The sequence below is a fragment of the Paracoccus salipaludis genome, assembly GCF_002287065.1.
Lineage (GTDB): Bacteria > Pseudomonadota > Alphaproteobacteria > Rhodobacterales > Rhodobacteraceae > Paracoccus > Paracoccus salipaludis.
The window spans coordinates 246,724-261,302 of record NZ_NSJZ01000001.1 but is presented as its reverse complement, the minus strand read 5'-3'; the positions used below and the strand labels follow the sequence as shown (position 1 = coordinate 261,302).

At 70.6% G+C, this 14,579-nt stretch carries 12 protein-coding genes; 3 read left to right on the top strand and 9 right to left on the bottom strand.

Annotated features, from left to right (window positions below):
* Window positions 1–9: 9 nt before the first annotated feature.
* From CK240_RS01260 to CK240_RS01245, 4 genes are all read right to left on the bottom strand, one after another.
* A complete protein-coding gene (locus CK240_RS01260; protein WP_095638513.1) occupies window positions 10–774 on the bottom strand; it encodes an ABC transporter ATP-binding protein in 765 nt (254 codons plus the stop codon).
* On the bottom strand, window positions 771–1,808 hold the full coding sequence (locus CK240_RS01255) for a FecCD family ABC transporter permease (protein ID WP_135058780.1): 1,038 nt from the start codon (window positions 1,806–1,808) through the stop codon (window positions 771–773). The genes CK240_RS01260 and CK240_RS01255 overlap by 4 nt, the downstream gene beginning before the upstream one ends.
* Entirely contained in the window at window positions 1,808–2,902 is a 1,095-nt protein-coding gene (locus tag CK240_RS01250) for an ABC transporter substrate-binding protein (RefSeq protein ID WP_095638512.1), read from the bottom strand. The genes CK240_RS01255 and CK240_RS01250 overlap by 1 nt, the downstream gene beginning before the upstream one ends.
* 100 nt (window positions 2,903–3,002) lie before the next feature.
* Window positions 3,003–4,448: a YncE family protein gene (locus tag CK240_RS01245; RefSeq protein ID WP_095638511.1), complete on the bottom strand. Its 1,446-nt coding sequence runs from the start codon at window positions 4,446–4,448 to the stop codon at window positions 3,003–3,005.
* A gap of 113 nt (window positions 4,449–4,561) precedes the next feature.
* On the opposite strand from CK240_RS01245, the gene CK240_RS01240 reads away from it, so the two are divergent.
* Together CK240_RS01240 and CK240_RS01235 are read left to right on the top strand one after the other, a co-directional pair.
* A complete protein-coding gene (locus CK240_RS01240) occupies window positions 4,562–5,410 on the top strand; it encodes an alpha/beta hydrolase (RefSeq protein ID WP_095638510.1) in 849 nt (282 codons plus the stop codon).
* Window positions 5,411–5,463: 53 nt separating this feature from the next.
* Window positions 5,464–5,715, top strand: coding sequence for a hypothetical protein (locus tag CK240_RS01235; protein WP_135058768.1), 252 nt, complete (start codon window positions 5,464–5,466; stop codon window positions 5,713–5,715).
* Here the strand turns inward: CK240_RS01235 and CK240_RS01230 are convergent.
* The 3 genes from CK240_RS01230 to CK240_RS01220 are packed head-to-tail and all read right to left on the bottom strand — an operon-like array spanning window position 5,654 to window position 11,395.
* On the bottom strand, window positions 5,654–9,544 hold the full coding sequence (locus CK240_RS01230; protein ID WP_095638508.1) for a non-ribosomal peptide synthetase: 3,891 nt from the start codon (window positions 9,542–9,544) through the stop codon (window positions 5,654–5,656). The genes CK240_RS01235 and CK240_RS01230 overlap by 62 nt on opposite strands.
* A gap of 1 nt (window position 9,545) precedes the next feature.
* A complete protein-coding gene (locus CK240_RS01225) occupies window positions 9,546–9,776 on the bottom strand; it encodes a phosphopantetheine-binding protein (protein WP_095638507.1) in 231 nt (76 codons plus the stop codon).
* Window positions 9,773–11,395 carry a (2,3-dihydroxybenzoyl)adenylate synthase gene (locus tag CK240_RS01220; protein WP_095638506.1) on the bottom strand — a complete coding sequence of 541 codons (1,623 nt, stop codon included), beginning with the start codon at window positions 11,393–11,395 and terminating at the stop codon, window positions 9,773–9,775. Before CK240_RS01220 ends, CK240_RS01225 begins: the two co-directional genes overlap by 4 nt.
* A 143-nt stretch (window positions 11,396–11,538) precedes the next feature.
* Here CK240_RS01220 and CK240_RS01215 point away from each other — a divergent pair, with 143 nt between their 5' ends.
* Window positions 11,539–12,150, top strand: coding sequence for a cytochrome b (locus tag CK240_RS01215; protein ID WP_095638505.1), 612 nt, complete (start codon window positions 11,539–11,541; stop codon window positions 12,148–12,150).
* Between the two features lie 12 nt (window positions 12,151–12,162).
* Here the strand turns inward: CK240_RS01215 and CK240_RS01210 are convergent, their stop codons facing one another.
* A complete protein-coding gene (locus CK240_RS01210; protein ID WP_095638504.1) occupies window positions 12,163–13,695 on the bottom strand; it encodes a UxaA family hydrolase in 1,533 nt (510 codons plus the stop codon).
* 73 nt (window positions 13,696–13,768) lie between these two features.
* Complete coding sequence (locus CK240_RS01205) at window positions 13,769–14,578, bottom strand: amino acid ABC transporter ATP-binding protein (RefSeq protein ID WP_276303000.1); 810 nt, start codon at window positions 14,576–14,578, stop codon at window positions 13,769–13,771.
* Window position 14,579: the final 1 nt, after the last annotated feature.

Here is a 14,579-nt window from a genome sequence, read left to right as displayed (position 1 = left end):
CGGTGCCCCTCACACCGTCTCGCCGTCGATCAGCACCATGAGACGGCCCCGAGAGCAACGCTCGACCCGCGCCTCGACGCCATAGACCTCGGCCAGCATGGCGGGGGTGACGACCTCGGCAGGGGTGCCGAAGCTGTGCAGGCGGCCCTTGTGCAGGACGGCGATCCGGTCGGCCCATTGCGCGGCAAGCGCGAGATCATGCAGCACCGCCAGCACCACCCGCCCCTCGGCGGCGACGCGGCGCACCTCGGTCAGCAGGCGGACCTGACGGGCCATGTCCAGCGCGCTGGTCGGTTCGTCCAGCAGCAGCAGCGCGGGGTCGCGGACAAGCGCCTGCGCCAGCCCCACCATCTGCCGCTGCCCGCCCGACAGGCGGTCCAGAGGATCGAGCGCAAGCGGACCGATCCCCAGCCGCTCCAGCACCGCCATCGCGGCCCGGTCCGCGCCTGCGCCCTCGCCACTGGCCGAACGCGCGGCGATCACGCTTTCCAGCACCGACAGCGCCGCGCCCGAGGGCAGCGTCTGCGGCATGAAGCCCAGGGTCCGCGCCCGATCCCCCGCCGACAGCGCCGCAAGGTCGCGGTCCCCGAACATCACCCGTCCCCGCGTCGGCAGAAGCCCCGCGATCCCCTTCAGCAGCGTCGATTTCCCGGCCGCGTTCGGCCCCGCCAGCACGGTGATCTCGCCCGGCATCAGCGGCGGCAGGTCCAGCCCCTCGACGATCCTGCGGCGACCGTAGGAAACGGTCAGCCCCTCGATCAGCAAGCCGCTCATCGTCCGCGTCCCCGCAGGATCAGCGAGAAGAAGATCGGCAGCCCGATCAGCGAGGTCACAAGCCCCACCGGCAGCAGCACCCCCGGCACGACGGTCTTGGACACCAGCGAGGCCAGCGACATGACAACCGCCCCGGTCAGCAGGCTGCCGGGCAGGAAGAAGCGGTGGTCCTCGCCCAGCAGCATCCGGGCGATATGCGGCCCGGCGAGGCCCACAAAGCCGATCACGCCCACCATGGACACGGCCGAGGCCGCAAGCAGGCTGACCCGCAGCAGCGACCAGCGCCGCAGCCGCGCCACGTCCACCCCGAAGCTGCGCGCCTGTTCCTCGCCCAGCCGCAGTGCGGTCAACTGCCATGCGGCCTTCAGCGAAAAGGGCGCGGTGACGGCCAGCACCACGGCCAGCACGGTGACGCCGGGCCAGCTTGCCGCCGCCAGGCTGCCCATGGTCCAGAAGACCAGTTGCTGCAGCGCGTCCGCCGAGGCCACGAACTGCAGCAGCGACAGAAAGGCCCCCGCCGTGAAGTTCAGCGCGATGCCGCAAAGGATCAGCACCTCGGGGCCGCCGCCGCGCAGCCGTCCCATCAGCTGCAGCAGCGCCAGCGCGCCCAGCGCAAACAGGAAGGCGTTGGCCGACACGCTCCACACCGGGGGCAGGCCGGGCAGGCTGAGGCCCAGCACGATCGCCGTTGCCGCTCCGAGGGCCGCCGAGGCCGAGACGCCCAGCGTGAACGGCTCGGCCAGCGGGTTTTCCAGCACGGTTTGCATCTCGGCCCCGGCAAGGGCCAGCGCCGCGCCGACCAGCAGCGCCATGATCGCGACCGGCAGGCGGACCTGCCAGACGATCACCTCGGCGGACCGGGCGACCTCGCCCCAGCCGGTCAGCGCCCCCAGCGTTTCGGCCAAGGGCAGCCCCGCCGGGCCGGTCATCAGGTCGGCCACGACCGCCAGCAACGCGACGGCCAGCATTCCCGCGACCAGCAGGACGCGGCGGCGGTTGAGCGCGTGATAGCGGTGGAGGCTTTCCGTCTGCATCAGGGCTGCGGTGCGATCCACCAGGTTCCGGGCACGGACACGGGCGAGAAGCGCGCGTCGATCTCGGCCAGCGTCGCGGCCGGGTCCACGTCCGCGAACAGGTCGGGATGGAAGGCCTTGGCGAGGTATTCGATCAGCGCGATATGGCTGGGCGTGTCGTTGAACAGGTGCCAGACGCCCACCGCGCGGCCCTCCTCGACCGCGCGAAGCGAGGAAAAGCCCGGCGCCGCGATCAGGGTGGCGAAGCTGTCGCGCGCGGCGTCCTCGGGGACGCCTGTCCCCAGCACCAGCCCCCCGCGCGCGGCCATGTGGGCGCCCCCTGTGGCGATGTAGAAATCCGGGTCCGAGCCGATCAGGAATTCCAGGCTGACGTTGCCCAGGACGCCCTGCACCGCCTCGGCCCCGATGTTGCGCCCTCCCGCCGTCTCGATGAACTGGGCGAAGACGCCCTGCCCGACGGTGGAACAGCAGCCCTGCGGCGCGGCATGGACGTGGAAAAAGACGCTGGGGCGGGGGATGGACGGGTCCGCCAGCCGCTCGCGGATGCGGGACAGGCGGCTTTCGTAGAATGCGGCAAACTCCTCGGCCTTCGCCTCGCCCCCGGTCAGCGCGCCGAGGATGCGCAGCGAAGGAATCGAGTTCTCCAGCGGCTGCGAGAAGAAATCGACGTATGCCACGGGAATGCCCGCGGCCTCGACCTGCTCGCGTGCGCGGTCCGTTCCGGGATCGTTCGCATCCATCAGCGACAGGATCAGCAGGTCGGGGTCCAGCGCGATGATGCTTTCGACGGAAATGTCGCGGTTGCCCGAACCCACGGGCCGGATCGCGTCGATGGCCGGAAAGCGCTGGCGATAGGCGGCCAGGGTCGGCTCGTCCAGCGCCTTGTCCTGCCGCCAGCCGACGACCTTCGAGACCGGATCGTCGTGCAGCAGGCCCAGCACCGCCATGTGCCGTCCCTCGCCCAGCACGATCCGCCGGGCCGGGGCCTCCAGCGTGACCTCGCGGCCGAGGATGTCGGTCGCCGTGACCTCGGCCAGCGCGGGGGCGGCGATCAGGGCGGCCAGCAGGGCCAGTGCGCGGAACAGGACAGGCATCGCGACCTCCTTCGGTGCCCCAAGGATGCAGGGCGTCCTGAATGGGTGCGGGCGGGGGCCCGTATCGGCCCCCGCCCCGTTTGCTGTCAAGCCTCGGGCCTCAGTCGGCCTTGGGCGAGATCTTCCAGATGCGGTCGCCTTCCTCGTCGTTCTCGCCGCGCGACTTGTTCACGGCCCAGACATTGCCCTTGCCGTCGGCGCGCAACTGGTTCGGATAGGTGCCCGCGTCGATGTTGGCCACGACCTTGCCGTCCGTGCCCACGGCCGTGATCGTGCCCGCGCCGCGGTTGGCGACAAAGGCCAGGCGGCTCACCGGCTCGAAGGTCACGTTCAGCGCGCCCGCGCCGGTGTCCACGTCATGGAGGATCTCGCCGGTCGCGGCCTTCACGATCAGCAGGTTGTCGGTTTCCTGCGAGGCGACGAAGGCCAGATCTTCCTTCGGGTCATAGGCCACCCCCGAGGCGCGCACCGCGCCCGGCAGCGGATGCACCTTGACCTCGCCCGAACCCAGATCGACCACCGCCAGTTCGTCCGTGGTCATCGAAACCGTCACCAGAGTCCCGCTTTCGGGATCGACGTCCAGCGCCATGACCGAGAAATCCTCGCCCCGCTCGGCCGACTCGATGACGATGGGATCCAGCTTTTCCAGCGTCTTGCTGTCGAAGACCTCGATGTTGCCGGTCATGGTCGAGGATGCATAGACGCGGTCGCGGCCTTCATCCACGACCACGTCGCGGGCGTGGTTCACGGCGCCCGGCTCGAGCTGCTTCACCAGCGACAGGTCGTCCTGCTTGTAGACGGCCACGGTGTCCTGACGGGTGTTGGTCACCCAGACATGGCCGTTCTCGTCATCCACGGCGACGCCATAGGTGGCGAACAGCGCGGGACGCGTGTCGTTGGCGTCCTGTCCCCCGGCGGGCGGCGCGGCGCGTGCGGGCATCGGTGCCTCGGGCGGGGTCGCCTGCGCCTCGATTTCCAGCGTCTCGGGGTCGATCCGCACCAGCGCGGATTCCCGCACCGGCGGGCGGCCCACGGCCGAGGTCACGTAGACCGCGTCCGAGGCGGGCGAGTAGATCACCTGGTAAAGCCCGCGCGTGACCTTGGCGTCCTTGATCTCGAAGTTCTCGGCGCCCGAAACCGGCACCTGCGGAGAGACCTTGAGCGTCACGACCTCGGCGGCCGCCGGGTTCTCGGCGATGACGACGATGGGATGCAGGCCGGTCGCGGCCCCGGCGTCCACCGTCAGGTCGAAGCTGAACTTGCCCTCGGCATCGACGGTGATCGGCGCGCCCTCGTTCAGGACGGTCGTGCCGCGCATCAGGGTGATGGTCTGGCCGGGGACCAGCCCCTGCCCCTCGACCCGCGCCGCGCCGCCTTTCACCAGCGGCGCACCCTGTTCGGCCGCACCGGCGCGGACATCACCGGTGAACTCGTCGCTGGCGGGGGTGAAGATGCTTTCGGCCAGCGCGGGGCCGGCCGCAAGGCCAAGCGCCAGGATGGATGCGCCGCAGATCATGCGGGGGGACAGGGGCGGACAGACAGCCATGACGATCTCCTTTGTTGATCCGAAATGGCTGAACCGGCAGTCCGATCTGGCTGGATGCGGCGCATGAGTATAATCCTGATCGTCACTGTCAACTAACTACCCCGAGGGCGAGGATGGAGAAGACGACCGGTGCAATCGGGCGCGTGGGCCCGGATCATGCGCGGGCCGAGGCGCGGCTGGCGATCTTCGAGGCGGGGCATCCCACCCATGCCCTGTCGCAGAAGGGCGTGGCGGCGGGTCCCGGGCACCGGCTGTTCATCGCGACGCCGCGCGGCCCGGCCCCGTCGGGCGGCTGGCCGGTGCTGTACCTGCTGGACGGAAACGCGGCCTTCGACTTCCTGACGCCCGACCATCTGGCGCAGGCCGAGGGTCTGGCGCTTGTGGGCATCGGCTATGACACCGACCGCCAGTTCGCGCGCGAGCAGCGCACCTTCGACTTCACCGCGCCGGACGGGCCCGGCGACGGCATCCGCCCCGATCCTGTCCATGAGGGCCGCATGGCGGGGGGCGCCGCGCAGTTCCTCGACCGCCTGACGGGCGTGCTGCGCGCCGCGGCCGAGGACGGGCTGCGCGTCGATCCGTCACGCCGGACGCTCTGGGGCCACAGCTTCGGCGGGCTGTTCACGCTGTATGCGGCGCTGAGGCGGCCGGGCAGCTTTGCCCGCTTCGCCGCGATCAGCCCCTCGATCTGGTGGGACGAGGCGCTGATCCGCCGCGTTGCCGCAGGTGCGGACCCGAAGGCCAGGCCGCCCCTGCTGGTGGCGCTGGGGGACCGTGAAAAGCGATCGGGCTCGGACGGGCCGCCGCCAGACGGGCCGGCGCCCGCGACCATGGACTTCGTGGACAGCCTGCGCCGCCATCCGGGGCTTGATCCGCAGGTGCATGTCCTGCCGGGCCTGCGGCATATCGAGACGATCGCGGGATCGCTGCCGCTGGCGATCCGCTTCGCGGCCGGGGCTTGACGCGATCTCGACGGTCCCCTGTCACCACGGCCGGAAAGGGGAGGTCGTGGAAGATGACAAGAGATGTCCTCGTGGCTGCCGGGATGTTCTTCGGGCTGATCGGCGCGGTGCAGGTCTGGCAGGGGGTCCCGGGCGATTACATCCCACGCGGGATTGCCGAGCTGCGGGCGGACGCAAACGCGATCCTGCCGGGCATTGCCTGGCTGATCGGCGGGCTGGCCTGCGGGGTCTTCGCGCTGGCCTTCACTCCGCCGCTGCTGACCGGGGCGAAGCACGATGCTGCGCCCGGTCCATCGCGGCCCTGAGCATCGGCGCGATCAGGACCACCGCCTCGGGCGAGATCATCTGGGGGTGCAGGAATGGCACCTCCAGCGCATCGACTTCGCCGTAGGGGCGCCACAGTTGGGCGGTCAGGTGGCGGTCGCCGTGCCCTAGCCCCGCGCGGACATGGGTCAAGGTGCCGGGGTGCGGGCGGTGGTGATGGCGCCGGACAAGGCCCGAGGTGTCGGTCACGACCCGCACCACGCCGTCCAGCACCCGTTCGGGCAGCGCACCCAGGGCCGTGTCCCCGGCCTTTAGGAAGCCTACGACCTTCTCGCGGGTGTCGAGGTCCGCATGCGCCTCGGGATCGTGGCCCGCGATGGCCAGCAGCGCGCGCAGGGCGGACACCGGATCGGGGTCCGGCTCGGCCCGCCAGACGTCGGCCGGGTAGCTGTCGAGCGCCGCGACCATGCCGACCTCGCGGCCCATGTCGGACAGGGCCGCCGCCATTTCTTGCGCGATGACGCCGCCGACCGACCAGCCGGCCAGATGCACGGGACCTTCCGGCACCAGTTCGGCGATGCGGCGCGCGTAATCGGCGGCCAGTGCGGAAAGGCTTTCCGGCAGCGGATGATGCGGGTCCAGCCCCGGATGCTGGATCGCCCAGACGCGGCGCGCGGGCGCAAGGGCAAGGGCGAGGCGGCGATAGCCCCAGCCAAGGCCGCCCGCCGGGTGGATCAGGAACAGCGGCGGCTGCGTGGGATCGCCCTCGGCCAGCAGCAGCAGGGGCGAAAGGCCGCCGGTGGTGACCCCGCCCTCGATCACGCGGGCCAGCGCCGCGACCACCGGATGCTCGAAGATCGCGCCCAGGCCGGGATCGCGGCCGGTTTCCTCCTCGATCCGCAGGGACAGGCGGACGGCCGACAGCGAGTCGCCGCCCAGCGCGAAGAAATCCGCCTCGGCCGGGGGTGGCTCGGGCAGCGCGAGGATTTCGGCGTAAAGCCGCGCCAGCAGCGTTTCGGCGGGGGTTTCCGCCGCCCGGCCCGCCTGCGCGAAGCGAGGGGCGGGCAGCGCCTTCCGGTCGAGCTTGCCGTTCGGCGTCACCGGCAGCGCGTCCAGCGTGACCCATGCCTGCGGCACCATGTAGGCGGGCAGCCGGGCGGCCAGATACGCAGCCGCCGCCTGTTCCGACCAGCCGTCCTGCGGGACCACATAGGCCACCAGGCGCTTGTCGCCCCGGTCCTCGCGCGCCAGCACCACCGCCTCGCGCGCGAGGCCACAGCCCATGATCGCGGCCTCGATCTCGCCCAGTTCGATCCGCAACCCGCGGATCTTCACCTGATGGTCCGAGCGGCCGAGATACACCACCGCCCCGTCGTGGCGCAGCCGCGCAAGGTCGCCCGTGGCATAAAGCCTCTGCCCGTCCGGGCCGATGATGAAGCGTTCCGCCGTCAGGTCGTCGCGCCCCAGATAGCCGCGCGCCAGTTGCACGCCGCCCAGATACAGGTTCCCCGGCAGGCCCGGCGGTACCGGCCGGCGCCGGTCGTCCAGCACGGCAAGCCGGGTGTTCCAGACCGGCCAGCCGATCGGCAGCGGGTTCGAGCTGTCCCCTGGCGCGGCGGCCCAGTAACTGACATCCACCGCCGCCTCGGTCGGGCCGTAAAGGTTGTGCAGCCCGGCGGTGACGCGCGCATGGAAGCGGTCGCGCAGTTCCGCCGTCAGTTCCTCGCCCGAGCAGAAGACGCGGGCCATGCGGATGCCTTGGGATGCGGGCGCGGCCAGGAAGGCCGACAGCATCGAGGGCACGAAATGCGCCGTGGTGATCGCGTGGCGGCGGATCTCGCCCGCCAGCGCCGTGGGGTCGCGGTGCGCGCCGGGCGGCGCCATGACCAGCGTGGCGCCGGCGATGTAGGGCAGGAAGAACTCCCACACCGAGACGTCGAAGGTCGCGGGCGTCTTCTGCAGGATGCGGTCCTGCGGGGTGAAGCCGTAGTGGTCGCGCATCCACAGCAGGCGGTTGACGATGGCCCGGTGCTCGATGACGACGCCCTTCGGCTCGCCGGTCGAGCCCGAGGTGTAGATGACATAGGCCATGTTGCCGGGCTGCGGCGGGGTATCCGGCGCGCGGCCCTCCTGCGGCCAGTCGGTGGTCAGAAGGCGGCGGGGGGCATCGTCGGATTGCCCGGGATCAGGGAAGCGGCCTGCAAGATCCGGCGAGGTCAGCAGCACCACCGGCGCGGCACGGTCGAGGATGCGGGCGAGGCGTTCCGGCGGGTGGTCCGGGTCGAGCGGCAGGTAGGCCGCGCCCGCGCGCAGGATGGCGACCAGCGCAAAGGACAGTTCCAGCGAGCGGTCGAGCGCGACGGCCACGATGGTCTCGGGCCCGGCGCCCAGTTCGGCCAGCCGCCCGGCCAGGGCGGCGCTGCGGCGGTCGAGGTCGGCATAGCTGAGCGTCGCGTCCCCGAAGACCAGCGCGGGCGCGCCGGGCGTGGCCTGCATCTGCGCCTCGATCAGCGCGGTCAGCGTGGTGTCGGGGACCGGGTGGACGGCGGCGGCAGTCAGGGCCTCGGTCGCCGCGATCTCGTCGGGCGTGGCGGTCGGGACGGGGGCAAGGCGGCCCTCGGCCAGCGCGGCGGCGAGGAACACCGGCAGGCGCGCGGCGTGGCCGGCCACGTCCTCGGGCGAGTAGAGGGCGGGGTTCGCGTCCACCTCGAACAGCATCCCCGAGGCGGGATCGCCCCGGAAGGTCAGCGTCAGGTCGTCCACCGCCCCTGCGCCGAGGATATGCAGCCCGACCTCCAGCCCCGCGAAGCCCGGCGGCCGGTCGAAGGGCTGGACGTTGATCAGCGGGCCATGAAGCCTGCGCGCCACGCCGATCAGGCCGAGGTCGCGGCGCAGTTGCTCGCTGCGGTAAAGGCCGTGCTTGCGGGCCTCGCGCATCTCGGTGGCAAGAGGGGTGATCCAGTCGGCCAGCGCGGCGTCCTCGTCAGGGCGGATGCGCTGGGGCAGGACGTTCATCGCCATGCACGGGATGCGGGCGATGGGGCGGCCCATGCGCGCCATGAAGGGCAGGCCCGCGACGACTTCTCCGCCCGTCCAGCGGGACAGGTAGGCGCCGGTCAGCGCGGTCAGCACGTCGGTCCAGTTGAGGCGATGCGTATCGGACCAATCGGCCAGGGCCCCCAGCAGGTCGCCGGGCAGCCAGCGGTCTTCGCGCAGAAAGGTTGCGCCGCTGACGGCGCGCCCGGGCGCGGGGCCGGTGGCCTCGGGCATCCCCTGCATCGCCGCGCGCCACCAGGCGGCATCCTCGGCGCGCCTGGGCGAATGGCGGTAAGCCGCATCCGCCTCGTCGGCGCGGGACAAGGGCGGAAAAGGCGCGGGCGCCACGGTGCCGTTCACCAGCGCCGAGTAATGCTCTGCGATCCGGTTCGTCACCAGCACCATGCCGTAGCCGTCGATGGCGAGGTGGTGGATGCGCTCGTAAAGAAGGTGCCGGTCCGGCCCGAGGCGGTAGAGCGCAAAGGCGGCCGCCGGCTCGGCCGACAGGTCCAGGGGGCGGGCGCTGTCCTCGGCCATGCGGCGCACCGCCTCGGCCCGAGGGTCCGGAAAGCCGGAAAGGTCGGCCCATGCAAGCTCGGGCGCATCGCCCGGGACCTGCACCGCGCCCCCCGCGACGGGACGGAAGCGCAGCCGCAGCGCCTCGCTTTCGGCGACCGTGCGGGCGACGGCCTCGCGCAGCGCCGCGTCGTCCACGGGGCCGCGCAGGTCGAGGTACTGGCCGGTGTTCAGGATCGGGTTGGCGGGGTCAAGCGCCTGGAAATACCACAGCCCTTCCTGCGCCTCGGTCAGCGCCGCGCCGCCCCTGCCCCCCATGTCAGCCCGCCTGCTGCGCTTCGATGGCCTGCCACCATTCGCCCAGCGTGCCATGTTCCGCGAACAGGCCGAAGTCGGCCTTGAGCCCCGCTTCCTCCCATCCCAGCACCAGCTTCATCAGCCGCAGCGAATCCAGCCCGAGGTCGGGCAGGTTGTCGTCGTCCTGCACGTCCCCGGCGTCCATGTGCAGAATCTTCGCGATGTCGGCGCGCATCCGGTCCTTGGTGATCATGTGTTTTCCTCGGCGAGGTAGCGCGCGCGAAGTTCGGCCCGCAGCACGTTGCGGCTGACCTTGCCCACGGCGGTGGTCTGGAACGAAGGGACAAAGACGATCTGGTCGGGCACCTTGAACTCGGCGATGCCGCGGGCGCGGACAAAGGCCTTGATCTCGGGCGCGCGGGGGCGCGGTTCGCGCGGGATGACGAAGGCGCAGATGCGCTCGCCCAGATGCGGGTCGGGGATGGACACCACCGTCGCGTCGTAGACCTGCGGATGGGCGAGCAGGTGGTCCTCGACCTCCTCGGCCGAGATCTTCTCGCCCGCGCGGTTGATGTGGTCGCCGGCACGGCCCTGCACGGACAGGTAGCCGCCGGGCAGGCGCCTGACGATGTCGCCGGTGCGGTAGAAGCCGTCGGGGGTGAAGCTGCGCGCGTTCGCCGCCGGTTCGTTGTGATATGCGCGGATCGTGTAGGGGCCGCGGGCCAGCAGATGACCGGGGATGCCGTCCGGCACGGGGTTGCCCGCGTCGTCCAGCACCAGCACCTCGTCATCCTCGCTGATCGGACGGCCCTGGGTATTGACGACGATCTCCTCGGGGTCGTCGAGGCGGGTGTAGTTCACCAGCCCCTCGGCCATCCCGAAGACCTGCTGCAGCGTGCAGCCCAGGGTCGGGCGCACCCGCGCCGCCGCCTCGGGCATGAACTTGGCGCCACCGACCTGAAGGACCTGAAGGCTGGAGATGTCGTGGCGGGTCTTCGGCGCGGCTTCCATCCACAGCAGCGCGAGGGGGGGCACGACGCCGGTGATCGTGACGCGCTCGCGGGCAATCAGCGAAAAGGCCGTCTCGGGGTTCGGGTTGGGGCACATGACCACCCTGCCCCCGGCATGAAGCGTTCCGAAGATGCCCGGCGAGCTCATGGGAAAGTTGTGCGCGGCCGGCAGAGCGCAGAGATAGACCGATTCCGGCCCCAGCCCGCAGATCTCGGCGCTGGCGCGGAAGCTGTAGATGTAGTCGTCGTGGGTGCGGGGGATCAGCTTGGACAGGCCGGTAGAGCCGCCGGAAATCTGAAGAAAGGCGACTTGGGATGGGTCCACCTGCGGCAGCCCGGCCGGGGCGGGGACGCCCTCGAACGGCCCCAGTTCGCCCGCGACAATGATGTGCTCAAGCTTCGGCACCTCGGCCTGCACCTCGGCGGCAAGGGCGGTGTAGTCGAAGCCCTCGAAACGCTCGGTGATGACCAGCGCGCGGGCGCCGGCACGGCGGGCGAAGTGGATCAGTTCGGTCCGCCGATGCGCGGGCAGCGCATAGACGGGGACCAGCCCGGCCAGGAACAGGCCGAAGACCGAGGGCAGGAAGGCCGCGACGTTCGGAAGCTGCACGATCACGCGATCGCCCGGCCGAAGGCCGAGCGACAGGTATCCTGCGGCGGCGGACTCGGCCCGCGACAGGAGATCGGCGTAGCTGAGGTTCACCTCGCCCGCCGTCACCGCGACGCGGCTGGGATGCTCGGCGGCGCGGGCGCGCAGGACATCCCCGAATGTCTCGCCGCGCCAGTAGCCCCTGGCGCGGTAGCGGGCTGCGAAATCCTCCGGCCAGACCTGGCGGGGAATGTCAGTCGAAAAGTCATCCATCGAGAGCCTCGGGCGCGCGGCGCATCCGCAGGGGGCGGCTTATTCCCGGCGACGAATTTAGTCAACTTTCCGCCAGCCCTTTGGACCTGCGCCGGAATCGGCGGTATGGTTCCCTCATGCATGGACAACCGCAGGGGCTTCAGATGACAGACTCGCAACAGGCGATCCAGACAGCCGGGCGGGGCAATGCCGGCAGCCCCCTGCCCTTCCGCGACACCCATGCCGTTTATGGCCGGATGAGCCGCTTCCTTCACTGGACCATCGCGGTTCTGGTCCTGTACCAGTTCGTCGGCATGGGCCTGCGGCTGATCTTCGACAAGCAGCCTTGGCTTTCGCCCTTTGTCGCCTTTCACCAGCCGGTGGGCACGATCCTGTTCGTCCTGATCGTCATCCGCGCGCTGTGGGCCTGGTCGAACCGGAAGAACCGGCCGACCCACGGCCATCACTTCTGGGGCCGCGCGGCCTCGCTGGGGCACGCAGCGCTGTATGTCGTCATGCTGGCGGTGCCCACGATCGCGCTGCTGCGGGCCTATGGCAACGACCGGGTCTTCGCGCCCTTCGGCTTCACGATCTTCCCCGCGCAAGAGCCGCCGATCGGCTGGATGGTCAATCTGGGCGGCCTGCTGCATGGCGAACTGGGCTGGCTGCTGGCGATCCTTGTCGCAGGGCACATCGTCATGGTCGGCGTCCACGAGTCCATGTGGCGCGACGGCACGCTGGCGCGGATGCTGGGGCGCAAGGGCCGGGCGGGCTGACCGTCCCGCCCGTCAGGTGATCGCGCCGACCTGCCAGGGGACGAACTCGTTGTCGCCATAGTCGAACTGCTCGGACAGGGTGCGTTCGCCCGAGGCGACGGCGAGGATCAGGTCGAAGATGCGCTTGCCTGCGGCCTCGATGGTGTCGGTGCCGCGGGCGATGTCGCCGCAGTTGATGTCCATGTCCTCGCGCATGTGTTCGTACATGGCGGTGTTGGTGGCGATCTTGATGGTGGGCGCGGGCTTCCAGCCGGACACCGAGCCCCGGCCGGTGGTGAAGCACACCACGTTGCATCCGCCCGCCACCTGCCCCGTCACGGCGGCCGGGTCGTAGCCGGGCGTGTCCATGAAGGTGAACCCCTGCGCCGTCACGGGTTCCGCATATTCATAGACCGCGTTCAGCGGCATCGAGCCGCCCTTGGCCACCGCGCCCAGCGACTTTTCCAGGATCGTCGTCAGCCCGCCTTCCTTGTTCCCGAAGGACGGGTTGTTGTTCAGCTCGGCCCCGTTGCGCGAGGTGTAGTCGCGCCACCAGTCGATCCGGTCCAGCAGCTTCTGCGCGACCTCGGGCGACTTCGCGCGCCGCGTCAGCAGGTGCTCGGCGCCGTAGATCTCGGGCGTTTCGGACAGGACGGTGGTCGCGCCGTGCCGCACCAGCAGGTCCGAGGCGACGCCCAGCGCCGGGTTCGCGGTGATCCCCGAATAGCCGTCCGACCCGCCGCATTCGAGCGCGACCTTGAGATGGCGCAGCGGCTGCGGGCTGCGCCGGGCGGCGTTCACCTGCGGCAGCATCTGGCGGATCATGTCGCAGGCGGCCTCGATGGTCTTGCGCGTCCCGCCAAGCTGCTGGATGGTCATGGTGCGGAAGCGGTCGCTTTCCTCCAGCTTGTAATGCTCCATGATGGGGCGGATCTGGTTCACCTCGCAGCCCAGCCCGATCATCAGGATGCCGCCAAAGTTCGGATGCGTGGCATAGCCCTTGATGACGCGGGTCAGGTATTCGTAGCCCTCGCCCTTGGTGGCGATGGCGCAGCCGCTGCCGTGGGTCAGGGCCACGACGCCGTCCACGTTGGCGAAGCCCTGAAGGCCGCCCTGCCGGTTGAAATGCTCGGCGATGTAGCGCGACACGGTGGCCGAGCAGTTCACGGTCGAGATCACGCCGATGTAGTTGCGCGTCCCCACACCGCCCAGGCCCCGGTCATAGCCCATGAAGCTGGCGCGCTCGGCCTCGGGCAGCAGGCCGGGGTCGCGGTTTTCCACGCAGAAGGCATGGTCGGGGTTGCTTTCGACCATGGCGAGGTTCTGCAGGTGGACATGCTGGCCCGGCGCGATGGCGCGCGAGGCCACGCCGATCACCTGGCCGAACTTGCGCACCTCCTCGCCCTCGGCGATGGCGCGCAGGGCGATCTTGTGGCCGCGCGGGATCGGCTCGGCCGCGACGGGGCCGTCCGGGCCGACGGCCTCGCCCGCCTTCAGGCTACGGCGCGCGACGGCTACGCTGTCGGCGGGGTTCAGGAGGATGGCGGGATTCTCGTCAGGTGACATGGCGTGTCCGGGACTTGGGCGGCGGCCCCGAAGCGGACCATGCCGCGCCCTTCCCCGTCAAGGCCGGCCGCGATCACAGTTCCAGCGAGTTCCGTTCCAGGTAGCCCTGCAGGAAGGCCGCGAGCCGCCGGTCCCCGGGGTTCTGGAAGATCTCGGCGGGCGAGCCCTGGGCCACCAGCTCGCCCCGTTCCATGAAGACCACGCGGTCGGCGACATGGGCGGCGAAGCCCATCTCGTGCGTGACGACCACCATCGTCATGCCCTCGGCGGCCAACTGCTTCATCACGCCCAGCACCTCGCCCACGAGTTCCGGGTCAAGGGCCGAGGTCGGCTCGTCGAACAGCATGATGCGCGGCTGCATGGCGACGGCGCGGGCGATGGCCACGCGCTGCTGCTGGCCGCCCGACAGGCGGCTGGGGTGGTTCCCGGTCTTGTCGCCCAGGCCCACCTTGGCCAGCGCCTCGGCCGCGATCTCGTGGGCGCGCGCGCGGGGGATGCCCTTCACGCGCTCAAGCCCCTCGGCCACGTTCTGCAGCGCGGTCATGTGCGGCCACAGGTTGAACTGCTGGAAGACCATGCCGATGTCGCGGCGCATCTCGCGCAGGGCACGCCCGCCCATCCGCCTGCCACCGACGGATTCGTAGCCGATCAGCCGGTCGTCGATCCAGATGCCGCCGCGGTCGTATTCCTCGAGGAAGTTGATGCAGCGCAGCAGCGTGGACTTGCCCGAGCCCGAGGGCCCGATCAGGCAGGTCACCTTGCCCGGCGGGATCACCAGGCTGATGTCCTTGAGCGCCTGGAACTCGCCGTAGAACTTGCAGACGTTCTCCAGCCGGGCCGAGGCGGGGTTGACCGTTCCGGTCAGCGAAGGGGCAAGGGTCACG

What these genes read in the sequence shown, in the direction of transcription:
- CK240_RS01260 (WP_095638513.1), bottom strand. Translation starts at nt 774, where the DNA reads ATGAGCGGCTTGCTGATCGAGGGGCTGACCGTTTCCTACGGTCGCCGC.
- CK240_RS01255 (WP_135058780.1), bottom strand. Translation starts at nt 1,808, where the DNA reads ATGCAGACGGAAAGCCTCCACCGCTATCACGCGCTCAACCGCCGCCGC.
- CK240_RS01250 (WP_095638512.1), bottom strand. Translation starts at nt 2,902, where the DNA reads ATGCCTGTCCTGTTCCGCGCACTGGCCCTGCTGGCCGCCCTGATCGCC.
- CK240_RS01245 (WP_095638511.1), bottom strand. Translation starts at nt 4,448, where the DNA reads ATGGCTGTCTGTCCGCCCCTGTCCCCCCGCATGATCTGCGGCGCATCC.
- CK240_RS01240 (WP_095638510.1), top strand. Translation starts at nt 4,562, where the DNA reads ATGGAGAAGACGACCGGTGCAATCGGGCGCGTGGGCCCGGATCATGCG.
- CK240_RS01235 (WP_135058768.1), top strand. Translation starts at nt 5,464, where the DNA reads ATGACAAGAGATGTCCTCGTGGCTGCCGGGATGTTCTTCGGGCTGATC.
- CK240_RS01230 (WP_095638508.1), bottom strand. Translation starts at nt 9,544, where the DNA reads ATGGGGGGCAGGGGCGGCGCGGCGCTGACCGAGGCGCAGGAAGGGCTG.
- CK240_RS01225 (WP_095638507.1), bottom strand. Translation starts at nt 9,776, where the DNA reads ATGATCACCAAGGACCGGATGCGCGCCGACATCGCGAAGATTCTGCAC.
- CK240_RS01220 (WP_095638506.1), bottom strand. Translation starts at nt 11,395, where the DNA reads ATGGATGACTTTTCGACTGACATTCCCCGCCAGGTCTGGCCGGAGGAT.
- CK240_RS01215 (WP_095638505.1), top strand. Translation starts at nt 11,539, where the DNA reads ATGACAGACTCGCAACAGGCGATCCAGACAGCCGGGCGGGGCAATGCC.
- CK240_RS01210 (WP_095638504.1), bottom strand. Translation starts at nt 13,695, where the DNA reads ATGTCACCTGACGAGAATCCCGCCATCCTCCTGAACCCCGCCGACAGC.